This window comes from Colwellia chukchiensis (genome assembly GCF_002104455.1).
In the GTDB taxonomy this organism is placed as follows: Bacteria; Pseudomonadota; Gammaproteobacteria; order Enterobacterales; family Alteromonadaceae; genus Cognaticolwellia; species Cognaticolwellia chukchiensis.
On record NZ_NBOC01000003.1, the window covers coordinates 53,393 to 78,975 of the forward strand.

At 39.8% G+C, this 25,583-nt stretch carries 22 protein-coding genes; 16 read left to right on the forward strand and 6 right to left on the reverse strand.

What is annotated here, in order from left to right; genetic code table 11:
- Nucleotides 1–460: 460 nt before the first annotated feature.
- From B6K83_RS05465 to B6K83_RS05475, 3 genes are read right to left on the reverse strand one after another with little or no spacing between them, the layout of a single operon-like run.
- Nucleotides 461–2,005, reverse strand: a complete 1,545-nt coding sequence (locus tag B6K83_RS05465) for a hypothetical protein (protein ID WP_092251448.1) — start codon at nucleotides 2,003–2,005, stop codon at nucleotides 461–463.
- 11 nt (nucleotides 2,006–2,016) lie between these two features.
- Nucleotides 2,017–3,021, reverse strand: coding sequence for an endonuclease/exonuclease/phosphatase family protein (locus B6K83_RS05470; protein WP_158088320.1), 1,005 nt, complete (start codon nucleotides 3,019–3,021; stop codon nucleotides 2,017–2,019).
- Nucleotides 3,011–4,063: a glycosyltransferase family 4 protein gene (locus tag B6K83_RS05475; protein ID WP_085283964.1), complete on the reverse strand. Its 1,053-nt coding sequence runs from the start codon at nucleotides 4,061–4,063 to the stop codon at nucleotides 3,011–3,013. The genes B6K83_RS05470 and B6K83_RS05475 overlap by 11 nt, the downstream gene beginning before the upstream one ends.
- A gap of 147 nt (nucleotides 4,064–4,210) precedes the next feature.
- Between B6K83_RS05475 and B6K83_RS05480 the strand changes: the two genes are divergently transcribed.
- The 8 genes from B6K83_RS05480 to B6K83_RS05515 all read left to right on the forward strand — a co-directional run bounded on the left by B6K83_RS05480 (nucleotide 4,211) and on the right by B6K83_RS05515 (nucleotide 13,503).
- Nucleotides 4,211–5,314 carry a glycosyltransferase family 4 protein gene (locus B6K83_RS05480; protein WP_085283965.1) on the forward strand — a complete coding sequence of 368 codons (1,104 nt, stop codon included), beginning with the start codon at nucleotides 4,211–4,213 and terminating at the stop codon, nucleotides 5,312–5,314.
- A 31-nt stretch (nucleotides 5,315–5,345) separates the two neighbouring features.
- Complete coding sequence (locus B6K83_RS05485) at nucleotides 5,346–6,341, forward strand: glycosyltransferase family 2 protein (RefSeq protein WP_085283966.1); 996 nt, start codon at nucleotides 5,346–5,348, stop codon at nucleotides 6,339–6,341.
- A 94-nt stretch (nucleotides 6,342–6,435) separates the two neighbouring features.
- Complete coding sequence (locus B6K83_RS05490; protein ID WP_085283967.1) at nucleotides 6,436–7,464, forward strand: acyltransferase family protein; 1,029 nt, start codon at nucleotides 6,436–6,438, stop codon at nucleotides 7,462–7,464.
- A 273-nt stretch (nucleotides 7,465–7,737) separates the two neighbouring features.
- A complete protein-coding gene (locus B6K83_RS05495; RefSeq protein WP_158088321.1) occupies nucleotides 7,738–8,550 on the forward strand; it encodes a GNAT family N-acetyltransferase in 813 nt (270 codons plus the stop codon).
- A gap of 87 nt (nucleotides 8,551–8,637) precedes the next feature.
- Nucleotides 8,638–9,972, forward strand: a complete 1,335-nt coding sequence (locus B6K83_RS05500; RefSeq protein WP_085283969.1) for an O-antigen ligase family protein — start codon at nucleotides 8,638–8,640, stop codon at nucleotides 9,970–9,972.
- Nucleotides 9,973–9,996: 24 nt separating this feature from the next.
- The gene (locus B6K83_RS05505; protein ID WP_085283970.1) at nucleotides 9,997–10,416 is read left to right on the forward strand and encodes an adenylyltransferase/cytidyltransferase family protein; all 420 of its coding nucleotides are present in this window, start codon (nucleotides 9,997–9,999) and stop codon (nucleotides 10,414–10,416) included.
- A 36-nt stretch (nucleotides 10,417–10,452) separates the two neighbouring features.
- Nucleotides 10,453–12,372: an asparagine synthase (glutamine-hydrolyzing) gene (asnB, locus tag B6K83_RS05510; protein ID WP_085283971.1), complete on the forward strand. Its 1,920-nt coding sequence runs from the start codon at nucleotides 10,453–10,455 to the stop codon at nucleotides 12,370–12,372.
- A gap of 21 nt (nucleotides 12,373–12,393) precedes the next feature.
- Complete coding sequence (locus B6K83_RS05515) at nucleotides 12,394–13,503, forward strand: acyltransferase family protein (RefSeq protein ID WP_085283972.1); 1,110 nt, start codon at nucleotides 12,394–12,396, stop codon at nucleotides 13,501–13,503.
- 46 nt (nucleotides 13,504–13,549) lie between these two features.
- Here B6K83_RS05515 and B6K83_RS05520 read toward each other — a convergent pair whose 3' ends face one another.
- From B6K83_RS05520 to B6K83_RS05530, 3 genes are read right to left on the reverse strand one after another with little or no spacing between them, the layout of a single operon-like run.
- Nucleotides 13,550–14,734, reverse strand: coding sequence for a CDP-glycerol glycerophosphotransferase family protein (locus B6K83_RS05520; protein WP_085283973.1), 1,185 nt, complete (start codon nucleotides 14,732–14,734; stop codon nucleotides 13,550–13,552).
- Nucleotides 14,727–16,184: a lipopolysaccharide biosynthesis protein gene (locus B6K83_RS05525; RefSeq protein ID WP_085283974.1), complete on the reverse strand. Its 1,458-nt coding sequence runs from the start codon at nucleotides 16,182–16,184 to the stop codon at nucleotides 14,727–14,729. The genes B6K83_RS05520 and B6K83_RS05525 overlap by 8 nt, the downstream gene beginning before the upstream one ends.
- 22 nt (nucleotides 16,185–16,206) lie before the next feature.
- Nucleotides 16,207–17,139: a glycosyltransferase family 2 protein gene (locus B6K83_RS05530; RefSeq protein WP_158088322.1), complete on the reverse strand. Its 933-nt coding sequence runs from the start codon at nucleotides 17,137–17,139 to the stop codon at nucleotides 16,207–16,209.
- A 201-nt stretch (nucleotides 17,140–17,340) separates the two neighbouring features.
- Between B6K83_RS05530 and B6K83_RS05535 the strand changes: the two genes are divergently transcribed.
- From B6K83_RS05535 to B6K83_RS05570, 8 genes are read left to right on the forward strand one after another with little or no spacing between them, the layout of a single operon-like run.
- On the forward strand, nucleotides 17,341–18,681 hold the full coding sequence (locus B6K83_RS05535; RefSeq protein ID WP_085284140.1) for a phenylacetate--CoA ligase family protein: 1,341 nt from the start codon (nucleotides 17,341–17,343) through the stop codon (nucleotides 18,679–18,681).
- Nucleotides 18,671–19,828 carry a glycosyltransferase gene (locus B6K83_RS05540; protein WP_085283976.1) on the forward strand — a complete coding sequence of 386 codons (1,158 nt, stop codon included), beginning with the start codon at nucleotides 18,671–18,673 and terminating at the stop codon, nucleotides 19,826–19,828. The genes B6K83_RS05535 and B6K83_RS05540 overlap by 11 nt, the downstream gene beginning before the upstream one ends.
- 49 nt (nucleotides 19,829–19,877) lie before the next feature.
- Nucleotides 19,878–20,519 carry a polysaccharide deacetylase family protein gene (locus tag B6K83_RS05545; protein ID WP_085283977.1) on the forward strand — a complete coding sequence of 214 codons (642 nt, stop codon included), beginning with the start codon at nucleotides 19,878–19,880 and terminating at the stop codon, nucleotides 20,517–20,519.
- Nucleotides 20,516–21,706 carry a glycosyltransferase family 4 protein gene (locus B6K83_RS05550; protein WP_085283978.1) on the forward strand — a complete coding sequence of 397 codons (1,191 nt, stop codon included), beginning with the start codon at nucleotides 20,516–20,518 and terminating at the stop codon, nucleotides 21,704–21,706. The genes B6K83_RS05545 and B6K83_RS05550 overlap by 4 nt, the downstream gene beginning before the upstream one ends.
- 2 nt (nucleotides 21,707–21,708) lie before the next feature.
- The gene (locus B6K83_RS05555) at nucleotides 21,709–22,233 is read left to right on the forward strand and encodes a serine O-acetyltransferase (RefSeq protein WP_085283979.1); all 525 of its coding nucleotides are present in this window, start codon (nucleotides 21,709–21,711) and stop codon (nucleotides 22,231–22,233) included.
- The gene (locus B6K83_RS05560; RefSeq protein ID WP_085283980.1) at nucleotides 22,233–23,405 is read left to right on the forward strand and encodes a glycosyltransferase family 2 protein; all 1,173 of its coding nucleotides are present in this window, start codon (nucleotides 22,233–22,235) and stop codon (nucleotides 23,403–23,405) included. Before B6K83_RS05555 ends, B6K83_RS05560 begins: the two co-directional genes overlap by 1 nt.
- A complete protein-coding gene (locus B6K83_RS05565; RefSeq protein ID WP_233143804.1) occupies nucleotides 23,405–24,565 on the forward strand; it encodes a hypothetical protein in 1,161 nt (386 codons plus the stop codon). The genes B6K83_RS05560 and B6K83_RS05565 overlap by 1 nt, the downstream gene beginning before the upstream one ends.
- Nucleotides 24,566–24,568: 3 nt before the next feature.
- Nucleotides 24,569–25,555, forward strand: coding sequence for a polysaccharide deacetylase family protein (locus tag B6K83_RS05570; RefSeq protein WP_085283982.1), 987 nt, complete (start codon nucleotides 24,569–24,571; stop codon nucleotides 25,553–25,555).
- Nucleotides 25,556–25,583: the final 28 nt, after the last annotated feature.

Here is a 25,583-nt window from a genome sequence, read left to right on the forward strand (position 1 = left end):
GCTTCACCCGTATGTTGTTGTAGGTTGGACTTTAGTCCATCAGCCCCAGCACAGTTGGCACTTTAAAAACCTATGACGGACTGAAGTCCGACCTACAGGTGGCTGCCTGACCATTAATCTTCACCCGTATGTTGTTGTAGGTTGGGCTTTAGTCCATCAGCCCTAGCGCAGTTGGCACTTTAAAAACCTATGACGGACTGAAGTCCGACCTACAGATAGCTGTCTGACCATTAATCTTCACCCGTATGCTGTTGTAGGTTGGACTTTAGTCCATCAGTTCTAGCACAGTTGGCACTTTAAAAACCTGTGACGGACTGAAGTCCGACCTACAGATAGCTGTTTTACTATCACGCTTCAACTGTATGTTGTTATAGGTTGGACTTTAGTCCATCAGCCCCAGCACAGTTCGCATTTTAAAAACCTGTAACGGGCTGGGTCCGATCTACACACCTATTTAAAACTAATCATACGCTAACAACTTCTCTTTTAACCAAGGCAAATCGCTGGTGGTTGAATACATCCAAGCAAAGCGGCGCGGTGGCTTAAGCACCCAATAGTGTTTTTCACGCTTACTTTTTTGTTCTTGCTTTAATCTAAGATAACTGCCTGCACACTGCTCTAGTAAAGCACTAAATAACGTTTTTACTAAAAAATCATCTTGCTTGTTTTGCTGTTTTATATAAGTTGACTTACCTAATAAAGCCGCCACATCACAAGCGTGCTGAGGGTCGGTCCATTGATTTAGCTCTTCTTGTTTGGGGTTATCAATTGATACTATGTATTTGGGAATAACAATATTTTTTACTCGTTCATTGCCATAATAAATACCATAATTAAGCACAAAATCTCCAAAGCTATCGAGCAAAGCGGCGGCACGTTGATCTTCAGTTAGCAGATAAAAGCGCCATAACGCATCGCCCAACAATGCCATCATCCAGGGTGAACACGCAGCAGAGTTATCCCCCCAGCCTTCATGTGCTTTAAAACTATGTTGCGGACAGCCGCGCAATGGCCAATTATTAACAGGGTTAAAAGTCATGGCCACAGTTGCATCGATTAGTTCATTAATACGCTGCAATGCCTTAGCTTCACCGGTAAGCTCCCAATAAGAAATCGCCACATTTAACGCTGCAGCCTGATTACGCTCAGTCCAAAAGCCGCGCGTTAAGCGATAGCTTGCTTGCCAATCGAGCGACTTTTCAAACATCCTTGTTAGTGCAGCTTTTGCCTTAACATCGCCACTGAGTAAATAACGATACAAAACTCCCTTTGGCATCAGCATTTTGGGGTCAAAGCGTTTTTTTAACTTAAAAATGCCATTTTCATCAATGTGATTAATATAAAAATCAGCCAAGGCATTTGCTTTATTCAGCCACTGCTCGTCGCCAGACATTAAATACAATTGGTATATAGCCTGTGGGCGGTCATATAACCACTGCGTGGCTTTTTGCGCAGGGTAGCCTTTTTGTCTTAGCAGTGCTTGATTAGTAACATAATGGGCATATTTTTTTTGCGGCTCAAGATACCAATCACTAGCCACCGTTTGCGCTGGATGCAGTAAAATAGTTTGTAATAGCCATGCGCGAGACGGATAAACAAGTTGGCGGGGATGATATTCTTTCTCGCTTAGTTGTTCTACATTTAACGCGTGTGACGCACTTGACCAACTTAACGTTAATTGGCGCATATTTGCCGCTGTAACGTTAATATCTATAGCTAATAAACGAATATATTGCTGGCCTTTTACACTGGGCCAAGTGGCAAGTACCTTAAAATTTGCTGCTATGGTCTGTTTAGTGGCGTTTAAGCGCAGCTTGCTAGTGAGAGGGAGTTTTTTCTGTGGCACAGGCAGTAACAACAATATTTTACCGTTATGTTTACTTGGCTTGTTTGCCAGCTTATTGCTTGGCAAAGCAAAGCTAATTTCATGCACAGCACTATAGCCTGGCTGAGCTACCAGCAATAACAGTAAATAAACAGCAAACATAAGCGTTTGTCGCATCATCAGCCCTTAAGCTATTTCGCTAACCTAAACGTTGCCATGACGGGTCTATGGTCACCACTACTTGAGTCTATAACCTCAACTGCGGTGATTTTAAAGTCATCAGAATACAAAATATGATCAATTCTAACCCCGTACCATGACGTATGCTTAGTGGCATTAAAACCAATGCCCTTGGTATCAATAGCATTATTCAAATGGCTAAAATTACGTTGATAAATATTTTCATCTTGCGGCATGTTAAAATCACCAACAATAAAAGTATTAGACGTACTTTGCGACCATAAACTAACTAAATCGCTTTCAAATTGCCGATTACTTTCAACCGACTTAGCTAATTGAAAGTCAAAATAACGATAAATAAGCCCCATTAAAATAGATCTTGGTGTTTCAAAGTGCACATTAGCTAACGAGACTGTACCTAGCGGTGTATGCACTTGATAAAAAACCGCAAAGTCTCCCCAACCACCAAATAAGCGACGATTTAACACTTGCGTTTTTTGAAATGGAAACTGACTAAAAATACACAACCCAGAAACACACTCTTTATACGGATAATGGCTAAATACTTTGGCAAGTGACACTCTTCTGGCTTCTTGCAATAGCACTATGTCAGGCTTTTTACCAAAGCCAATGTTTTCAAGTGACTTAATACTGCCACCGCCCCCTATATTGGCACTTAACAATGATATTTCAGGCCCCGTACTTGCAGAGAAATAACTGCCCATGCTTGGCAATTGTAAATCGAGGTAATTTAGTGACAATAAAATTAATAAGGGTGATAACAATCGCTGGCGCATAGACAAGTAACGCCAGAAGCAAAACAGCCCTAACACCACCACTAACAACCACCAACGCGGGCCAAACAGTAAAGCATATTTGGCGATAATCAATGAGTTGCTATGCGGCCAATAGGGTAACAGGGTTACTAATAAGCTTATTAAGCAACAACCGATAAAGTAACCAAAGCCGAGTCGCTTGATTATTTTTCCCTGCTTTTTGCCTTGTTTATTTTTCATAAAGCGTGGCATACTTTTTAGCGGCGGCTTGAATAGAAAAGTTATCACTAATATAGTTAAACGCCTTATCACCCAATTGCGCAACTAAATGCCGATTGTCATTCATTTGCTGAATCAATATTGCGAGCTTTTCATCATCATCATAATCAAACAACCAGCCGGTTTCACCGTTTCGCACAAGCTTAGGGTTACCACCAACATTAGTAGCAATCACAGGTATCTTATTTGCCATGGCTTCAATAATCACCATAGATAGCCCTTCAGTTTCAGAACACACCACTAATAGGTCTATATTAGAATATATTTGCTCTCTGTCGCCCACCATACCATGAAAAGTCACTGCAACCGGCCATGCTTGCTGCTTGTGATAGTTTTGTAGGTGCGCAACACACTCGCCATCACCAAAAAAATGAATTGCCAAATTTTCTTGAACTGACAGCGGCAATAATGACGCCGCGCGTAACAGCGAGATTTGATTTTTTAACGGGATCATACGCCCCACAGAGCCAACTCGCAGCGCAGAAGCGGTGGCATTGCCCTTTTCAATAGGCTGTATCAGCACACCATTGTCAATCACTGCGCTGGGCGTACTTTGCCAACCATGCGCTTGGTGGAAGTTATCAGCGCCTTCTTGTGAAACGAATGTGATGGCATCGACATAGCGTTGTGATTTTTTATGCAGTTCAAGCCATTGGGCACCAGTTAAAGCTGCAGCGCCATGCCTTGTATAAATCAACTTTTTATTTAACAGTGGTAACACCGGGCAAATAAATTTTAACGCATGCGGAGTATGAATATGAATAACGTCACATTTTCTTAACTGAACAAAAACCTTGATGAGTTTAATCAATAGTGAATTTGCATAACTAAAGGCTGGGGTATTAAAATGACGGCATTCTTGCTCTAAAGTTTCACCCGGCTCACCCAGTGAAACAATTACAGGCTGAATATGATTGTTTTTTTGTTCCTCGCATAAATCAATGACAAAGCGCTCTGCGCCACCAACTTGTAAACTACTGACAACATGTGCAACTTTAACCACGTTAAATCCATTCCTTTTTATTGTTGCCTTAACTTTTTTAAATAAACCAACTATATTTATTTAACTTTTTCACTCCTCTTTATCATAATTGAGTTTTATCCTGATTGATATGAGGAAAATGGATATAGCATATGCAAAGAATTTAAGATGACGTTTGTAAAAAGTTTAAACGTTCTAGAAGTGGTACAAAGCTTACAAAAGGGCGGTCGCACAATGCGATTCACAGCTACAGTTGCTGGATTGCGGCAAAATAACCATTGCGTTACAGCTGCGTGCTTATCTTGCCCTGAGCCTTGGGTAAAGATACCTAATTTAGAAGTTATAGATGGTGAAAGTACCTCCCGCTGGCAGCTCATTAGCCAATTAAGACGCGTCATTATTAGGGATGACATCCAAGTGATTCATGCTCACTGCGAGCTTAGTCAACTCTACGCCGGCATCGCTGGCTTTACCTGTGGTGTGCCCACAATTGGTACCTTTCACCGTTCAGATTTAAAAAAATATCAACCAAGTAAAGTCAACACCTTAATCAAGTGGCTACTATCACATTACATTGCGGTATCACATGATAGACTATCTTTATTAACGCACAACTTAGCGCTACCGAGTAAAAAATGTCACGTTGTACATGGCGGCGCAATAGTTAAAAAGCCGCCAACTAAAGCCACGGCTGCCAAGGCCAGAGACAATTTAAATATTCCAAATCAACAACTCGTGTTATTAAGTGTTGGGCACTTAGGCACAATAAAAGGTCATCAAGACACTATTGCTGCACTTGTACCCTTAACTAAAGAATATAAAAATTTACACTTATATATTGCCGGCGACGGTAGTAGTATGGAAAAAAAAACCTTAAACACACTAGTTAAAAAGTTAACACTTGAGCAGCATGTAACTTTTCTCGGGCAAATCAATAACGTTGAACAATGGTTTGAGGCCTGCGATATTTTTGTGCAACCACCGATAGAAGAAGCCTTTGGTTTAGTGTTTGCTGAAGCCGGCGCAAAAGCCAAGCCTGTTGTCGCCACCAACGTAGGTGGCATAAAAGAAATCATTATTGATGGAGAAACTGGGCTATTAGTCGCGCCAGCAGCACCAGAAGAATTAAGCCTAGCGCTGAGAAAACTAGCGTCGTCTGCCGATGAAAGAAAACGTTTGGGTGAAAATGGCTATCAACGCATATCAACTCAATTCTCAATTAATAGCATGATTAATAAGTATCTCACTATTTTTAACACAGTTATTAATTAACTTTTATTTACATAGAGCAATGGGTAACACAATGGATGAAGTTAAACTTACGGTCGTTATTACACCACGCGATAGATATTCTGGCGTTATAGAGTGTATAGAGAATTTATATCAGCTAACACCACAGCCTTTTTATTTAAAAGTATTAGATCTTGCTTACCCCAAGGCTATCAAAAAACAGCTTGAGTCTCTCATTGCCAGTAAAGATAACGCTGAAATAATCGAAATGGGCTTAATTATTCCCATGGAAGCTATGCGCAAAGTTCGCGATAAAATTACCACACCATACACCATGTTTTTAGATAACGACTCCAATGTTACAGAAAACTGGGCTGAGCCTTTACTTGCCGTGGCAGAAAAAGAGCAGGCCGCCATAGTTAACCCATTAACCCTAGAAAAAGAGGGGGTTGATAAAGGTGCTGAACTTAGAAACCACCTTTATACCAATGAAATACGCATAGTAGACGTCAACGGCACCGACTACTTGATAGAAGACAAGCATTATCGACGCGCCCTACCCCAAGAAATTCCACAAGAAGTACGTGCTTCTGAAATGTTTGAGCTACATGGTGTGTTGTTTGAAACCAAATTTTTGCAGAAAATTGAAATACCACAAATGGTAATTCGCGAACATATAGACATTGCTATGCAAGCAAAAAAAATGGCGAGAAAAATTCTCACTCAACCAAAATCGGTCGTGGTATTTGATAATTTAGGCACCCGAATGGAGTTAGACGATATGAGGTTTTTCTTTTACCGTTGGAGAAAAAAGCTCACTTGGCAGTCATCTCGCTTATTTGAGCAACGATGGGGTTATAACTTTTATGCTGAACAAGCCATGTATCACTGGGTATTTCGCCGCCGTATATTCTTATTCTGTCGTTGGTTACATTTACCCATCAGCGTTTCCAATAATATCACGCGTATTATTGCTAAAATCAAAACAACCTTTAAGCCGGTTTGGGATCCATTAAAAGACCCAATAGGCGAATCTGAGAATTTTTATATTAATAAAAACTTTGGTTAATTATATGGTGACTTAGCATCAAATTAACCACTAAAACGTGCTTATTAAATTACGCCATTCACATAATAGCTATATAGCTGAGGGGTAAATACTTTTGTTCGGATTATTAAGAACAATTTGGGCTGCTATGGTTGTAGTAGGACATATATTTTGGCTCAGTGATTTTGGGCGCTTTGCTGTGTTTGGTTTTTATATATTAAGTGGCTATTTAATGACCTACATTATGCATACCAGTTACGGCTACTCTTCATTAGGTCGAAAAAAATTTGCGACTAATCGCTTTTTGAGGCTATACCCTGCATTTTGGGCGGCTATTCTGTGCAGTATCGTTATTACGCTTTTCTGGGGCTCTAGTAGCAATGGCTTTATATTACCCACAAATTTAGCCGCAATAATTGGCAATACCACCATGATATTTCCTCATTGGATGCCCAGCCAAATTGAACCTCGCTTATCCCCAGCAACTTGGGCGCTTACTGTTGAGTTGTTTTTTTATGTCGCCATTGCATTAGGGATTTCAAAAACCTTAAAACGAACATACATTTGGATAAGCTTGTCGGTAGTCTTTATAGTGTTATCATATGTAATGAATCTCTATTGGCACGCTAGGTATTTTTCAATTCCGGCTGGTTCACTGCCCTTTTCATTAGGTGCGTTAATTTTCTTTTTGTCAAAGCAAAAATCTGTCCGTTATATACCTGAAGCTATACTGGCCTCACCAATAAAGTTATTCTTTACATCGTTTTGCATAGCCATAGTGACATCAATAGCTATTTCTCAATCTTTATCATTTTGGTTGATGGAAATTATTTTTTATTTTTGTATGGCTATTAACTTTTTGCTCGTTTTATCGCTAGCTAAACAAAATACTTTCGTCAATGGTTTATCAACAAAATTAGATAAAAAAATAGGTGATTTTTCCTACCCTTTTTACCTTTTGCATTACCAAGCGGCAGCCATTGCTAGCGTCATTAGCCTTGGTAAAGTAGCTTCGCTTAAAGAGAATTTCTCCCTTATTTCATGCATGTTAACTTTTTTAATTCTTTTTATTATGTCTTTATGTGTGATAAAACTAATTGATAAGCCGGTAGAAAAGCTTAGGCAAACCATAAAAGCAAAGTAATTAAGTTAAAAAACATGGTATTAATGGATGCATTGGCAGTTGATTACACAGTTAGCGGAGCTAAAAAAATACGACTCCTTATTAACTAAAACATTTTATACTCGCGACAATGTTTGCATAAGTAATACTATAAATTGGCTGCAATTATGGATTGAGCATTTTTGGCAACCAAACTGGCTGCTCCAAGTTTATATTTTATTCGACAAAAATACTCCTGTCGCCTTCTGCCCTTTTTATCTGCACAAGCCTAAAGGACTGATTAAACTAATTACTTTGTACCCAATAGGCCAAGGTGAACCTGAAGCAAGTGAAATAGCTTCTGAATACAATGATATATATATTTTAGTCGGCTACGAAAATGAAGTACTGCAACTACTTTCGAAAGAACTAAAAACACTTAAAATTGACCAAATAAAATGGCGAGCCACGTTACATAACAGCCATATCAATCGCTTATTAAAAACAACGTTTAATTATCAACCAGCAGCAACAAGTGCTCGCTATATAATAAAACGTGACTGTTGGTCATTTGAGCGTTTAAGTAAAAACACCCGCGATCGCTATAAGCGCTCAGTGAGACAACTCAATAAAGTCAACGCGACGTTTCAGTGGATTGCTGCAGCTGACTTTGAGCATTATGCTGGGCGCCTTGCTCAATTCCATCAAGCAAGGTGGAATAAAATAGGTCATGCCGGCGCATTTGCTGAAAGCGACTTTAACGCTTTCCATAAAAACTATAGAACTAACCATCCTAATCATATTAATATAAGTGCGATAGTGGTTGATAATCAGCCCATTGCGATTAATTATTACTTGGCAGACAAGACAACATTATATTTTTACCAATGTGGCTGGGACGAAAGTAACTATGCTAAATTCTCGCCAGGCTTTGCGCTCCATATCTGGAGCATAGAACACTGCAAGCTTGAGTATTATGACTTTATGATGGGCGGGCTAAATGATAGTTACAAAGCAAAGTTTGGTTGTAAAAAGATCCCCATGGCCAATAATCATGTCATTTTAACTAAATGGAAGTTTCACGTTAATCGACTAATCAATAAGATAACAAAATACTTAAAACCATAAGCAAACTAGCTGTGGCGTTTTTTCTGTACTGGTAAGCCGCTAACTCATTTTAAATTTCGGTAACAAGCGTTATAAAGGCACTAACATATGGCTCGTCATTTTCCAAAAGCTGAAGAGGGTAATTCAACACTCGCTTTCTTCTTTTTATTTTTGTATACCGCTTCAGTATTAATACGCCCTCACGAAATGTTTTTAGTCAGTGTTGAATGGATCATTATCAAGATTTTTATCATTATTGCTTTTATCGCGACGCTTGCAGCACAACGCCCTCTTGCCATGCTGCCACAACATTGGATGCTATTAGCCTTAGTACCGCTCATTATAATGTCTGGATTTTTAAATGGCTCTGGCATGATCGGAGTTGAACAGTCTGAACGTATTTTCATCAGCGCCTTATTTCCGCTATTTTTATATTCAAACTGTATAACGAGCATTAAACGACAACACGTACTGATGGCAGTATGCTTATTGGCCGCTTTACTAATGGTGCATAACGGTCATGTGCAACAAACCGCAATAGCGGGTGCTGGCTGGGCACTTGATACAAATTCTGTTGGCTACATCAACCTAGGTGAGCGACGCATTACCTATCTTGGATTTTTTAATGACCCCAATGATCTAGGCATGTTTTTTGTGATGAACATTCCGTTTGCTATTTATTTTTATAAAAAAGCGGCGGCTTTTAATAAAATAATTATGCTCGGTGTTTTAGCAGCACTTTTTTACGGTATTTATTTAACTGGTTCGCGCGGCACTATGCTAGGCGCTGGCGCATTGCTAGCAGTTTATTTTATTGTAATGAATGCAGGGCCAAAATTATTTATTACCATTGTTGCTCTTGCACCTATTGCTGCAACTGTCATTGCCTCATTACAAAGCAATATCGACGCATCTGCCGATGGCCGTTTAGAGGCTTGGTATGCAGGCGTGTTAATGCTTTTAGCCAATCCTGTGTTTGGCATTGGTATGGGGCAATTTTTAGAAGAACATGGACTTGTTGCGCACAATTCCTATATCCACGTTGCTGGCGAGCTTGGCGTGCCCGGTTATTCGCTTTGGGGGGGGGCGTTAGTGTTTACTGTATTAACCGGCTATTTAATTATTCGTGACCAAATTAACAATAACAAAAGTGACGAGTCTGAGAAAGTCGAGCGCAGCACAGAAGAAGCCAATGAACTTTTTCTTAATAAAACATTATTTTTCTCAATGATGGGTTTTATGATCACTGGTTTTTTCATTAGCCGAATGTTTACGCTACTTTTGTACATATACATGGGTATGACTCTCGCGTCTCACTTACGATTAATAAAAATCAATCCGGCATATGCGGCTCATTTTACTATGCAGATTGCGTTAAAATCGATGCTATATTGTTGGACAATTATTGTTGCGGTTTATATTGCGTTAAAGTTAGGCTTATAAAATTAAATTAAAAAGGAAGTTTAAATGATACTAGGTTACACCACAGGCGTATTTGATCTTTTCCATGTTGGCCATGTCAATTTATTGCGTAATGCCAAAGGCATGTGCGATAAGCTGGTGGTTGGCGTTACCACTGACGAATTAGTCAGCTACAAAAATAAAAAGTCGGTTATTTCATTTGAAGAACGCATGGAGGTGGTGCGCTCTTGCCGTTATGTTGACGCGGTTATTCCACAAGAAGATATGGATAAATATACCCAATGGCAGAAAGTAAAGTTTGATGTCATGTTTGTGGGTGACGATTGGTTTAAAACCGAAAAATGGCAGCAAATTGATGAAAAGTTCAAAGCCGAAGGCGTGCGCGTTGTTTACTTCCCTTATACCAAGGGTACGTCATCAACCTTGATCAATAATGTGTTATTGGATCTTCGTAACGACAAATAAACATGTAAGGCAATTCACAACACCATAGGGAATATTATGTGCGGCATTTTAGCAACGCTTGGCGATATAAATAATAGCATTAGCGATCAAGAGTTTCAGGCAGCCTTAGCGCTACTATCACACCGTGGGCCTAACGACAGTGGCTTTGACACGTTTCATGAGCAACGCCTTGGGCATACTCGACTAAGTATCATGGATTTGTCTGACTCTGGCCATCAACCCATGTATTCAGATTGTAAAAACGTTGCGTTAGTTTTTAATGGTGAAATTTATAACTTTAAGGAGATAAAAGCGCGCTTAGCAACCGAGGGGATGACATTTACCTCGCAGTCTGACAGCGAAGTGTTGCTCAACGCGTATTTACATTTTGGCATCGATTGTATTGAGCATTTTATCGGTATGTTTGCCTTTATTATTGTGGATAAAAGAGCGGGAAAGGATTGTACGTACGTGGTGCGAGACCGCTTAGGTATTAAGCCATTATTTTATTATCAAACAGAGCAAGGCTTTATATTTTCTTCTGAAGTTAAGTCCATTCTTGCGTTAGCAAAGCGCAAATTTTCTTTAAACAAGAAAACCGTCTCATCTTATTTCTCTTATCGTTATTCCATTCTCGATGAAACATTTTTTGAAGGTATTCAAAATTTAAGCCCTGGTAGCTATTTACACATTACCAAGCAGGGTACAACTGAGCATAAATATTGGCAGTTAGCTGATTTTGTTAACCAGTCTGAAGATAAAGGCGAGGCTTATTATCTACAACGCCTTGATGAACTATTACATTCGTCAATAAAATACCGGATGATATCAGACGTACCATTTGGCGCGTATTTATCGGGCGGTGTTGACTCTAGCTTAGTCACCGCTATTATGGCCAAATACAGCAAAGAGCCAATAAAAACTTATACCATAGGCTTTGCTGAAGCCGGCTATAACGAATTTAACTATGCTGATAAAGTTGCACAGCTTTATCAAACTGATCATAAAGCCATTAATATTGATGCCGCAGAATATTTTACCACCCTTAATACCCTGATTCGCTACAAAGATGCACCGCTTTCCGTACCCAATGAGGTGCCGTTATATTTAATGAGTAAAGCGCTGAAAAAAGATATAACTGTGGTACTGTCAGGTGAAGGGGCTGATGAAATTTTTGGCGGCTATGGCCGTATTTTTCGCTCAGCTGATGACTATACAAATCAAAAGTTACTGCGCGAATCACCAGCAAGCGCTGCGCTTTATGAAAAAAAATACGGACAGCGGCAGTTTGCTACTGATTTAGAGCATTTTATTTTTAATTACAGTTACACTAAGCCCGCATTAAAACATAGCCTTTTAGCCAAAAATATTGACTGGAATATAATAGAGTCAGAATTGAATCAAAGGTTTGAAAAAAGCTTTAATGAAGTAGCATCATCCGACTATCAAACAAAAATGATGTATACCTTTGAAACCGTACATTTACAGGGGTTACTCTCGCGAGTTGATACCACCACCATGGCAACCTCAGTTGAGGCGCGTGTACCTTTTGTTGACCATAGGTTAGTGGAGTTTGCTTTTAGTATTCCCAATAAATACAAATTAAAATGGAACTCGGAAAAAGATCAAGAGTTAGCAAAAAACAAAATGGCGGATGATAATTCAGAAAACCATGATACCCCTAAGTATATTCTGAAAAAAGTCGGTGAGAAATATTTGCCTGACGAGGTGCTTTACCGTAAAAAAATGGGGTTTCCAGTTCCGTTGGATAAATGGCTAGGCGGAAGCTTTTCTGAACAAGCAAAACAAATTTTGGTTGATAAAAACAATAGCGCCAATCAAGTAATTGACACTGAGTTTGTTTTGTCACTACTCGATGATAAAGAGCTAGCAAGCAATCATGCGCTAGCGATGAAAGTATGGATGGTGCTAAATTTATTTGCTTTTTGCGATACTTATCAAAATTATTTAAAGTAGTATTGAAGAAAAAAGGCCAATATGTATTTATCAAATGTAATCAACTCTAAAGATAATAACTTTAACTTAATGAGAATGTTAGCTGCTTTTGCAGTGTTGTTTAGTCATAGCTATGCTTTAGCAACAGGGGATGCGGAAAATGAGCCATTAAGAACAATTATAGGTATTACACCTGGGCATATTGCCGTTGATATTTTTTTTATTACCAGCGGTTTATTAGTCACACGTAGTTTATTTTATCGGCGTAACTTAATTGAATTTGCAGTCGCACGAGTTTTACGTATTTATCCTGGCCTTATTGTCGCCGTTATTACTTGTATATTGATAGGAGCATTGGTTTCAAGCCTTACTATAAACGAGTACTTTACTTCTAAACATACTTTTATATTCTTATTCAAAAACTCATTCATGCTTTTAGGTGATGTCCAAGAGCTACCTGGGGTATTTTTAAATGCCCCTTTTGATAATAGCGTCAATGGCTCTTTGTGGACCTTGCCTTGGGAGCTAAAAATGTACGCTATGCTTGGCTTATTTGGCTTTATTACACTACTTTTTAACTTTATTTATAAAACCAATTGGTTAACTTTTTTTATACTAGCCTTTTTTGTTTTTTCACTCGTTAACTATTTTGAATATCATTTTTTTACCGATATTAGAGGTCAGAAATATAAGCTTTTTCGGTTTGGCACGTTATTTTTTTATGGCGCACTTATGTACTTAGCTCGTCGGAAAATTCAGCTTAATAAAAATATTTTTTGGCTATCCTTGGTTATATTGGCTTTTAGTTCATTTAGTCACGGTCTTTTTTTAATCCTTTATACGCTAATACTTCCGTATATCATACTTTACCTTGCCTATGTACCTGCAGGTAGAGTGCGAAATTATAACCGTTTTGGAGATTATTCTTACGGCATCTATATTTACGCTTGGCCTGTGCAACAATTAATTGCGACAAGTATTGCAAATGTATCTTCTACTGCAATGATCATTTTATCAGCTATCATGACATTTTTTCTCGCTTACGCTTCTTGGCACCTTATCGAGTCTAAGGCAGTAAAACTTAAAAAATATGTAAAGCACTACCCTATCTTTAACATAGATAATAAGCCATTACCCGTTAAATTAAAGTAATGTTAATCTGAAAGCGCCCCAACTTTTGGCTATGTTATGATTACTGCTATAATTGAGAAACTTGGTTATATAAATTTTCAGAGTAGCTTCTTACTGTCCTTGCTAAAGGCTGATGAAACTTGCTTTGCAAGCATTGATACGCTTGGTGAAAAGTGGTTGAAGAGTCCTCTTGTTTAACCATTATTAGGTTTTCAATCAGCTCTGGCCAGCTATACGCATACGGCGCTAATGTTACTTCTTCGTAAGAGTAATATAAGTCGCGTTCTTGTTGCTTATATTTTTCTAGATCAAATGGTGCAAATAAGATGGGGCGACCTGTTAATAAAAAATCAAAATACGCGCCTGAATAATCCGTGATCATACAATCATAGTGTGCGATTGAGTCAAAAATATCGGCTGAGCTATCTATAGTAATGGCTTTTGAGGCTTTAATTTCTTCAATAAGATATGGTGGCGGCTTATTAACAGGGTGCATGCGTAGCACCAACTCGATATTGTTTTTTAATAACTCATGATCAATGACTTGCACATTAAAGCCATATTGGGCAAATAAATCACACTCGCTACCTATACCGCCTCTAAAAGTGGGCATATAAATACATTTAAAGGCACTCTTTGTTGCCTTTACATAGGGCTTTAAAAACACATCGTTTCGAGGAAAGCCAGTAATTAAGGTGCGCTCTTTTGGCAACCGAAACGCGTTAGCCAGTGTATTTTGCGTTTCAACGCTGGTCGCCAATAAATAGTCATTTCTTATTTGGTTATAAGGTGACAGTTTATCAACCAGCTTACCGACAACATTTTTATGAACTACTTTATCGCCAAACACGTCATACATTATTTTTTTTAATGGTAAGCCATGCCATAAATTAACCACCTTGGTACGCTTACCAATACAGGGAGCAAAAATATCGTCATGTAGTGACTGACAAACAAAAGCAAACTCGGCCCTAAGTTGATAATAAATGCCGCTTAAACTTTTTTCATGATGCGCTTGAAAGCCGAGTGCTCTTATTTGCTTAATAAGCTGTGGGTTTTTAGCTATCCATACCGCCTTGATACTTGGCTGTTCTTTGTTGATATATTCAAAAAAAGCTTTGGGGTTATCGCTGTAACGCTCACCAAACCAACCTCCAAAGACCCAAAGCTTGGGTTTTTTAGCAACACATTGTGCTAACAGGTACAAGTTTAAGTTTATCAGCACATTGATCATTAATTTCAATTTAATCATGGCGCTTTGGGCTCCGTTTAAAAATACTTATCAGCTCAACTATCAACTTTTTATCAAACAAATATAACGCGCTAATAAAAGCAACACCGCCAGCGGCTATTTGTATCAGCAAATTTAACACCGCAATTTCGCCAGTGTATTGTTTAAGGGTAAATACAACTATTAGCATAATAATGCCCGCCGCAACCGGCGCAAGAAAAAGCTTGGCGATATTGCGGTATTTAATATTCAGCAAATTAGCATTTCTGCAGGCAACAACACCATATGCAATAGGAAATCCACAAGCCCATGCTGCTGCAAGCCCTACTGCGCCATAAGGCGCGGCTAGCACGATACTGATCAGCATTACGACACTCATAATGCTAACATTATGTAGCATATGCTTTACTTTACGTTGGCTTTTTAGTGCTGGATTAAACAGCTCTTCACTAAAGCGTAATGGCATCACAAATAAAATGATCATGGTGGGATAAATTGCCTCTAACCACTTATCACCGAGTATAATCGGGATAATTTGATCAATCACGCTAGCAAGCCCCCAAAATATGGGGATTGTGAGCAAAATACTCATTTTTTGTGCTTTTAATATATAAGCATTGATGCGCTGCGGTTGATCTTGAATTTTAGAGAAGGCAGGAAACGCCACTTCTTTTAACAGCGGCAATATTTTTTTCTGTGGCATTAAGGCAAATTGCAGAGCAATGGCAAATACGCCTATTTCTGTTACTGACATTAATCGCCCAGCAATTGCCACATCCATATGAAGAAACACATAAAATACAATCGAGTGCAACATGATCAAGCCGCCAAACTTCAAATGTGGCTTAACTTGGGTAAATTTAAATTCGGGCAAGAACGTAATTGGCTGTACCGCTAGTGTCAGTACCGCACGTAATGTCACGGCAATAATTTCACCGATGATAATCGCCCAAAAACCAAACTGTAAATAAGCTAACACTAATGTTGTTACTGCCGCCGTAATATTAGCGACCGAGGAAATTATAGAAACATGCTTAAACGCCATATTTCGCGCCAGCAATGAGGTTGGAATGATCGCTATGGCTTTGACAATAAACAAGCATGCCGTTACTTTTAAAATACTGGTAACATGCTCTGATTGGTAAAAGTTACCTACCACGCTGGCGAGGTTATATTGCACCAAAAACATAGTGCTATAAACAACAATAATTAAACCAAACATTTGTTTGAGCATGGTTTGCGACAGCTCTTTAGTTTGGATTATTGCCGGCGCAAATAAGCCACCAATAAATAGTGCTAAAAAGCCCGCAAACATATCAGCCATGGCAACTACACCATAATCCTCGGGCAGTAATAAACGTATCACCCAAAAGGTCATCGCCCAGCGAATAATTTGCGTCAGCACTTTACCTAATGCTACCCACTTTAATGAATGCAGTACTTGAGACTTTAGTTGATTTGAGTTTGTCATTAAGAGACCAGAGGCTGTGGCATTACGAGCGAGCAAACTTGCGTTTGGTTTTTTGCATTAACTGCCAGGCAAGGTTAGGAATAAGTTTTAACAACCAACCTTTTAAACGGTATGACATATTTTTTTCAGTGCGATGTGCCCGCAGGTAAGTATCCCCCGCTAAGCTATATAAACCTGAAAAAATATACGACTTTGCATACCGAACATGCAACTGTTGTTTGATAAGCGGCCAATTTGCAGTTTTTCCGTGAGATGTGGCAATATCAGCAATTTTGTCTAAACACACAATTTCCGCTTCATGCATTTTTTGATCATTTAAGGAGTAGTTATCGCCATGAAATACATGAATGGCTAAATGTTCTGCGACAAAGTCAAATTCACACACCAGCGACAATTTTAACCATAAATGCCAATCATCAACGCCCATAAGCGCAAGATCATCATCAAAACCACCGACGTGCTCTATCACACTTTTTCTTGCCATGGCGGTGCAACAGGTAAACATATTTTGCTGAATTAACTGCGCAAAGACATCACCGCGATGTTTATGCTCAAAGCTCGGTTTTGATTGCTTATTGTACAAAACATAATCTGCAATAGCGCCGGTGTAAACTAAGCCCACTTTGTCATTGGCAAATAAGGGTAATTGCTTGGAGAGCTTGCTAGGTAGCCATAAATCATCTTGATCACAAAAAGCAATAAAATCACCTTGAGCTTTTTTAATACCATAGTTGCGCGCATTGGCAACACCGCCATTGGCTTTGCTGTAGGCTTTTACTCTAGGGTCTTGGGCGGCTAAAGATTCGATTAATGCTTGAGAGTGATCGCTGGAGCCATCATTAATTAACAATAACTCTAACGCTTGGTGGTCTTGCGCTAATATAGATTCAACGGTTTTTGATAAATATTTAGCACCGTTATATACAGGTACCACAACTGAAATTAGCTCAGACACAAAAATCCTTTAATATGCAGACAAATGTTGATATTTGACGTTTATTATCGCGCCTCACACAAAAATAACAACGACTTAATTAACATAATAGAAACAATTTAATATCTTATTGACAAATTTCTTACCTTAACAAGTTAAATTTGTTAAATTCTTGAGGACTGCTCGCCCTAACTTAATCAATAAATGGAGTTATTAAACTTAATGTACGCTCAATTATTGCGACAGGTACTGATGCCCTTATATGAAACCATTAAAGGCAAAAACCTATTGCAAAACATTAATCAATATCAAGCACATTTAACTTGGACTCCCGAGCAATTACGCGCGCATCAATGGCGCGAACTTAAAAAGCTGCTACAACATGCTTTTGATAACACAACATTTTACCCTGAAATTTGGGCGCAAGTGGGTGTGCATTCAGTTGATGACATTCAATCCATGCAAGACTTTGCAAAGCTACCTTTAGTGACCAAAGACGATATTGCCCATCATTATCAATCGCTCGTTGCTAAAAATTATTCTAATAACATTAAAAAAGCGACGGGGGGTTCAACGGGGCAACCTTTTCGCTTTGAGCTAAATGTTGACAGTAACACGCGCAGAGAAGCTGTAATGTGGCGTGGCTATGGTTGGTTAGGCGCCGGCTTAGGTGAAAAAACACTGTATTTGTGGGGGGCTGATATTGGTCAGCCAACAAAGCTAAAAGCGCTAAAAAACAACTTGTATCATGCTTTTTATCATCGAAAAATGATGAATTCATTTGCCATGAATTCAAATAACATGCAGGAATATATAGACGAAATTAACCGTTACCGTCCAAAAGCTTTGGTCTCGTATGTGAATCCGTTATATGAGTTAGCTCGCTATATTATTGCGAACAAACTAACTGTATTTGCGCCTAACTCTATCCTAACCGGCGCAGAGCCTTTGCATGACTTTCAGCGTAAGATCATAGAACAAGCGTTTAATTGCCCGGTATATAATACCTTTGGTTGTCGTGAATTTATGTTGATGGCCGCTGAGTGCCAAAACCATAAACAATTGCATATTAATAGTGACCACCTCGTAGTAGAGACTGTTAATGAAGAAGGCCAAGCCATCACAGCCGAGTCGGGTGATTTAGTAGTCACGGATTTATATAACTATGGCATGCCACTTATTCGCTATGTCAATGGTGATAAAGCAACATTAATTAATGAGCCTTGCGGATGCAGCAATCCGTTACCTATTATGGGCAGCATTGATGGTCGCAAGCTCGATATCATTAAAACGGCATCGGGTAAAGCTATCCCTGGCGAGTTGTTTCCACACTTATTTAAAGAATTTATCGGCATAGATAAATTTCAAGTTAAACAAACTGATATCTCGTCGTTACAAATATTGTTACTGACTAATGCGCACTTTGTTGAACAGAACAAAGCGGATATTGCAAAAGAGATTAATAAATATGCGGACAATGAATTAACATTAATTTTTCAGCTGGTTGATGATATTCCGCTAACCGCCAGTGGTAAACACAGGGTAACAATTTGTGAAATCTAGCGAACAAAAATCAAGTTTGGTGATAATAACAAATCTTTATCCGCTGCCTTGGCAGCCAAACCGTGCAACCTTTAACCGCCAGCAATTTGCCCAGCTTGATGACAGCTTTGACACCAGTGTTTTGGTGCCGGTGGCATTTGCCGAGTGGTTTAAATACCGAAAGCAAATAAAACAAAGCCAACACTTACGTTATTTACCTTATTTTTATATCCCGAAAATAGGTCGGCGATTCTATAGCCTGAGCATGTTGTTCTCGATTATTTTTCACTCCGGGTTTTGGCTGTGGCGTAAAAAGCCAAATAAGTTACTCGCCAGCTGGGCGTTTCCTGAAGCCGTTGCCACAAGCTGGTTAAGTCGGTTATTGCGCTGTGATTTCTATTTTAAAGTGCATGGTAGTGACATTAATTTACATGGCAAAGTACCCGCTCGCGCTAAACAAATTGTTAACGCCAGCAAAAAAGCCAAGGGTATCTTGTCGGTGTCACAAGCTCTGGCTGACGAAATGATCGCCATGGGCATTGCTAAAGAAAAAATTCAGGTGATTTATAACGGCGTCGATCACGAAAAATTTAAAGTGAATAAAATAACTTTTGACAAAAACACACCTGATTATGTTTTATACGTGGGTAATTTAAAAAAAGAAAAAGGTGTTATCGAGCTACTTGAGGGTTTTGCTGCCATTGCCAAACAATACCCATTATTGCAATTACACTATGCCGGCGCAGGCAGTATGAGTACCGCAATTACCACCTTGGCGAAAACAATGGCCATAAGTGATAGGGTTATTTTACATGGCAGTGTTGACCATGAACGTTTACCTGCCCTGATTAGCCAAGCCCGCATTCTGGCACTACCTAGCTACAACGAAGGTGTGCCTAATGTGGTGTTAGAAGCAATGGCCTGTGGTACGCCGGTATTGGTCAGTAATGTGGGTGGCATACCCGAAGTCGTGGATGAGGCTATTTGCGGTAAAGTTATAGCCGCGAAAAGTGTAGATGCGGTAACGCAAGGCTTAGAGTATATGCTTACTACACAGTGGCATAGTGAGAAAATACAACAACATAGCCAGCAATTTACATGGCAAAACAATAAGCAACAACTGTTGCATTTATTAAACAACGTTAACAGCCTAGGGTATAAATCTTAATGGTTACTGTTACAATAGCTTTTTTTCTGAATAACGGAATGTTCAACTCATGCTGCGTCAATTAAAGCAATTTTATAGATCGGTAATTTTGCCTGATCGATTATTTTTATTGCGCAAAGCAAAGCAAGAAAAAATCTTGTATCTCACCTTTGATGATGGCCCTGTAGCTGGCGTTATTGAGCCATTACTTGCACTTTTAGATAAACATCAAATTAAAGCAACTTTTTTTGTTCTCGGCAGTCGCGCCGCTAAGCACCCAGAGCTGATGTCAGCAATACATAGCTGCGGCCATACCATAGCTAACCATTCTTACAGTCACCCTGCTTTTAACAAAATATCTCACGCGGATAAATTAAAGCAAGTTGTGCAAGCCAATGATATTATCCAACAAACTACGGGCCAAGCTTGTCGCTTATTTCGCGCACCACAGGGCCGCTGGGATTTACGGTTGCTATTGGCGCTAGGCCGAAAAAAAATAACCGCGGTACACTGGAGTCGCGACTCGATGGATTTTTTAAAAGAGCCTGCCGAGAATATTGCCGCCCGCTTTAATCAACAGCCCGTGCAAGCGGGGGATATTATTTTGTTTCATGACGACGATATACGCTGCGTTGAGGCACTTGAGCTTTTGCTGCCTCTATGGCTTAAACAGGGATATCGCTTTGATGCTTTGGAGAACAACCTCAAATGAACATATTATTTCATCATAGAACCCGAGGCCGCGGCGCGGAAGGTGTTCATATTCGTGGCGTAGTTAAGGGTTTAACGCAACTGGGGCATACTGTTAGCATTTTATCTTTGCCAGGCGCCGAGCCAGAAGCAGAAGAGCAACCAACGCAGGCTAACAATAACAACAAAACCGAGAAAAAAAGTGGTTTTTCGTTACTGTCCGAAATTACGAAACATGTGCCAGAGTTTGTCTTTGAAATGTTCGAGCTTGCTTATAATCTATTAGCGGTATTTCGCTTAAAAAAAGCAGTACAAGAGAAAAACATCAAACTTATTTATGAGCGTTACTCATTATTTATGTTCGCCGGTGTTTGGTGGGCCAAGCGTAACAATGTTGACATTATTTTAGAAATTAACGACTCGTGTCAGGTTCATCGAGTGAGAGCATTAACGTTTAAAAAACTAGCCGCGAAAATAGAACGTTGGGTGTTTAAAAATGCCACCGGCTTAGTGTTTATCTCAAGTCGCTTTCAAGCGGTCGCACGCCAGGCCTATGGCGATATTGCGCCAAGCGTAGTTTCACCAAATGCCGCCGATTTAGATAAATTTATTATAGATAAACCGGCAGGAACAGCCTTGCGTAAAGCGCTAGGTATCAACGATAAACTAGTTTTAGGCTATGTGGGGGCCTTCGTGCATTGGCACGGCATCGACTGGTTTGTCGAAATGATTTGTCCGCACTTGTCGAAGCACCCTAACTTAGTATTACTATTAGTGGGTGACGGTGTTGCCTATGAGCCCATCAAAGCCCACATAGCGCAAGCTGGGGTTGGCTCGCAAGTGATATTAACCGGTAAAGTTGAGCATCAAAAAGTAGCCAGTTACTTGTCAGCGATGGACTTTGGTATTTTACCCGACTCCAACGACTATGGCTCACCGATGAAATTATTTGAGTTTATGGCGATGGGTAAAGGTATGGTGGCACCCGATTTTTCGCCGATTGCAGAAGTGGTAACAGACCATAAAACCAGTTGGTTATTTCCCGCTGGCGATCGTCAAGCCTGCATTGAAAAAGTACTCGATATTGCACGAGATCCGTTGCAACATAGCCAAGTTGGCAACTTAGCACGACGTTATATTGAAGAAGAAAGGCAATGGCGACATAACGCCGAACAATTGCTGTCATTGCTAAAGCCCGAGGTAAATTAGCGATGCAAACATTAAAAGCGGATTTAAAGCGCAAGCAAGAAATTTTTGCCGAAGACGGCGCGCATGTCAGCATGCTGAGAATTTGCATGGCAGATGGCACTAGTGCTAATGTGCTTTATCGCTGTATGCGCTGGTGTGCAAATAAAAATTTAGGTCTGCTCGCATATGGCTTTCAATGGCTCAATAAATTTTTCAATGGCTGTGTCATTGGTAGCGGCGCTGATTTTGCTGCTGGCTTTGTTATTATGCACCCCGTCGGTATTGTTATTAACTCTAAGGTCAAAGGCGGCAATAATATTACTTTAGAAAGCGGCGTGGTCATTGGTGACGAAAAGGGTCAGTCGCCTCGCTTAGCCAACAATATTTTTGTTGGTGCTGGCGCTAAAATCATTGGCGCCTTAACAGTGGCCGATAACGTAAAAATTGGTGCTAATGCGGTGCTTACAAAAGACGCTAATCAAGGCGAAACTATGCTCGGCATACCGGCAAAAGCCTACAAAAAAAAGACGGATGAGACGAGTAATTAATGACAGCTTTATTTTGGGCCAGCATCGCCGTAATTGTTTACAGTTACTTTATCTACCCACTTATTTTGTTCATTTTTAGTGGTATTAAACAAGCAAGTAGCGATACTAAATACTTATGGCGAAGACACCAAAGGCGTACCTTGGATAATCAATCATTGCCGCCGGTATCAATTATTATTGCTGCTTATAACGAAGAAACTTGTATTAAAGCCCGTGTAGAAAACCTGCTTGCATTGGACTACCCTCAAGATAAGCTGACCTTTTTAATTGGCTCTGATGGCAGCTCAGATGCTACCGCAGAAATACTAACAGCGTTTGCCGTTGAAAATCTGCAGGTTCATATTTTTAATGAAAACCGCGGCAAAATGAGTGTCTTAAATGACTTAGTAAATTTAGCGCAAGACGACATCCTTATTTTTTCTGACGCTAACACACACTTTCAAACCGATACCATTTCAAAGTTAACGCGACACTTTGATAATCACAAGATAGGTGCAGTTTGCGGCGAATTGCATTTAGTCGATAGCGATTCAGGCGACAATAAAGACAATGTTTATTGGCGCTACGAACAGGTATTAAAGTTTCATGAGTCACGACTTAATGCACTGCAAGGTGCTAACGGCGCCATTTATGCTATTCGTAAAGCGCTTTTTATGCCCTTGCCTGCAAATACCATAGTAGATGATTTTCAAATTGCGATGAATGTTGCTAAGCAAGGCTTAACATTACGCTATGACCCAGAAGCGATCGCCATTGAGGAGATTGCCCCTAACCTTGCCGAAGAAGAAGGCCGACGCGTGCGTATTGGTTTAGGAAATTATCAAGCTTTTTTTAATATGCCTTGGGCATTAAATCCGCTACTCGGTTGGCGTTTTATTGCCTATATTAGTCATAAGGTTTGTCGTTGGTTTGTACCGCATTTTATGCTACTCGCCTTTGTTGCAAACTGTTTTTTACTCGATACGGGTTTTTATCAACTAACATTAATGGCCCAACTATTTTTTTACGCTCTTGCTTTTTATGGTATCAAACGACAATCAGCCGGTAAAAAATCGGCTACATTTATTGCGCTGTTAGCATTTTTTGTCGCTATGAACCTAGCATTAATGCGGGGATTTATTAAATATTTCAGTTCCAACGTGCAAGGAACTTGGCAAAGGACGACGCGCTAGTGATCATTTTAATTTTATTTCTCATCGCTTTATACCTTTTTATTTGGGTATTAAAAAAGAAAAACATGCAGCATTGGTTGCCACAATACATCAAGCAAGGTTTCAATCAACCTAAAGCTGATGCCGGCAAAACCAAGCATGTTATTTTTTCCTTTGTCGATCATTATGAACCGCAATGGGGCAAGCCAAACAGTATTGATGTCGAGCGAAGCCGAGTAGACCGCTGGTGTGCAGATTACCCTGCCATGGCCAGTAAGCATGTTGATGCCAATGGTATACACCCACAACACACCTTCTTTTACCCCGAAGAAGAGTATCGTTTCGAACACTTAGACAAAATTGCCGCATTATGTCGTGATGGCTTTGGCGAAATTGAAGTGCATTTACATCATGACGACGATACTTCTGACAACTTGAGAGCGTCAATCACACAGTTTTGCCATGTGTTACATAATGATCATGGCGCTTTATCTCACCACCCAGAAACTGGGCAGTTAATGTATGGCTTTATTCATGGTAACTGGACCTTAGATAATTCAGGCCCCGATGGTAAATTATGTGGTGTTAATGATGAATTAATTGTTTTGAGAGAAACCGGTTGCTACGCTGACTTTACCTACCCCTCTGCACCACACAGCACTCAGCCAAAAACCATCAACAGTATTTATTATGCCAAGGATGACCCCGAACAACCAAAATCACATGATACTGGCGTAGACGTACGTGTTGGCGGCAAAGCATGGGGGGACTTGATGATAGTGAACGGTCCGTTGATGCTAAATTGGAAAAAACTGAAAAAAGGAATTTTTCCACAAATTGAGAACTCAGACATTCGTAAAGGCATGGAGCCAACACCTGATCGGGTCGATTTATGGGTAAAAGCTAACGTGCATGTCAAAGGGCAACCTGATTGGATATTTATCAAAGTCCACACCCATGGTACCCAAGAGCGAGATATGGATGTGTTACTGGGTAAGCCGGTGGATGATATGTTTTCTTATTTAGAGTCCACGTATAACGACGGCGAGCAGTATCAATTACACTACGTCAATAGCAGGGAAATGTATAATATGATTAAAGCAGCGGAAGCGAATAAAACCGGTAGTCCTCATCAATACCGTGATTATATTTTGCCTAAACCCACTTTTATTGCGAAGTAGCTGATGTTAGTTAATAAAATTAAAACCCGCATCATGCGTCATTTAGGCATGACCACAACCTTATGGAACCATCGTCAGAACGGTGTTTATTGTTTTAATTTTCACCGTATTGGCGACGCGACTCAATGCAAATATGATCCTCATGTATTTTCTTGTACTGCGGATGACTTTAAAAAGCACTTAGCGTTTATTCAAAATAACTTTGAAATTATCGATCAAACTCGCTTTATTGAACTTATCGTTAGCAACCGGGTTGTGGATAAAAAGCTCGCCTATATTACCTTCGATGATGGCTATTTAGATAATTATGAGTTAGCGTTTCCGATATTAACGGCTAGGAATATCCCTGCGACATTTTTTGTTGCCACGGCATTAATTGAATCACAAGTTATTCCTTGGTGGGATGAAATCGCATGGCATATCAAGCATTGTGATTTAGCAGAGCTGCAACTGAGCTTTTGGTCTGAGCCCATTAATTTATCCAAGGCGACTAGTAATCGAAATATTCAACAGGTATTAAGTAAAATTAAAGCTGAACCTGCCCATATCGATGCACAGCTTAAAGAGTTGCGCCAATTAACGGGGCTCGAATTAAACGATTACCGCAGCGAGTTTATGACTTGGTCTCAGCTGCGTGAAATGGAGTCGGCGGGTATGACCATAGGCGCACATTCGCACTCTCATCGTATTTTTTCCAGTTTAAACGCTGAAGATCTTTCGCATGAACTTTCGCATGCCAAACAGCTTTTAGAAGCGCAATTAAGCCAAAAAGTGCAGTCAATTTCTTACCCTGTGGGTAATGCATCTACCTATAATAAAGACATGTTTGATGAAATCGCCCGCCAAGGGTATCAACTCGCCTTTACCTTTCGTTATTTTATCAACCAAGAGCTAAATACTAATAAGTTCCAATTGGGGCGGTTTTCTATATCTGAGCCCTTTGAGCCAGTGAGGTTTATGGAGCTGTGCTTAAATGCACCTACCCTATAGCTGCCATAATTAGCCGTTAACCTTCTCG

Bases quoted from the DNA above. Each gene is read 5' to 3' on its own strand.
- B6K83_RS05505 (WP_085283970.1), top strand. From the start codon at position 9,997: ATGATACTAGGTTACACCACAGGCGTATTTGATCTTTTCCATGTTGGC.
- B6K83_RS05560 (WP_085283980.1), top strand. From the start codon at position 22,233: ATGACAGCTTTATTTTGGGCCAGCATCGCCGTAATTGTTTACAGTTAC.
- B6K83_RS05515 (WP_085283972.1), top strand. From the start codon at position 12,394: ATGTATTTATCAAATGTAATCAACTCTAAAGATAATAACTTTAACTTA.
- B6K83_RS05480 (WP_085283965.1), top strand. From the start codon at position 4,211: ATGACGTTTGTAAAAAGTTTAAACGTTCTAGAAGTGGTACAAAGCTTA.
- B6K83_RS05570 (WP_085283982.1), top strand. From the start codon at position 24,569: ATGTTAGTTAATAAAATTAAAACCCGCATCATGCGTCATTTAGGCATG.
- B6K83_RS05485 (WP_085283966.1), top strand. From the start codon at position 5,346: ATGGATGAAGTTAAACTTACGGTCGTTATTACACCACGCGATAGATAT.
- B6K83_RS05545 (WP_085283977.1), top strand. From the start codon at position 19,878: ATGCTGCGTCAATTAAAGCAATTTTATAGATCGGTAATTTTGCCTGAT.
- B6K83_RS05500 (WP_085283969.1), top strand. From the start codon at position 8,638: ATGGCTCGTCATTTTCCAAAAGCTGAAGAGGGTAATTCAACACTCGCT.
- B6K83_RS05535 (WP_085284140.1), top strand. From the start codon at position 17,341: ATGTACGCTCAATTATTGCGACAGGTACTGATGCCCTTATATGAAACC.
- asnB (WP_085283971.1), top strand. From the start codon at position 10,453: ATGTGCGGCATTTTAGCAACGCTTGGCGATATAAATAATAGCATTAGC.
- B6K83_RS05555 (WP_085283979.1), top strand. From the start codon at position 21,709: ATGCAAACATTAAAAGCGGATTTAAAGCGCAAGCAAGAAATTTTTGCC.
- B6K83_RS05470 (WP_158088320.1), bottom strand. From the start codon at position 3,021: ATGAAAAATAAACAAGGCAAAAAGCAGGGAAAAATAATCAAGCGACTC.
- B6K83_RS05525 (WP_085283974.1), bottom strand. From the start codon at position 16,184: ATGACAAACTCAAATCAACTAAAGTCTCAAGTACTGCATTCATTAAAG.
- B6K83_RS05550 (WP_085283978.1), top strand. From the start codon at position 20,516: ATGAACATATTATTTCATCATAGAACCCGAGGCCGCGGCGCGGAAGGT.
- B6K83_RS05465 (WP_092251448.1), bottom strand. From the start codon at position 2,005: ATGATGCGACAAACGCTTATGTTTGCTGTTTATTTACTGTTATTGCTG.
- B6K83_RS05520 (WP_085283973.1), bottom strand. From the start codon at position 14,734: ATGATTAAATTGAAATTAATGATCAATGTGCTGATAAACTTAAACTTG.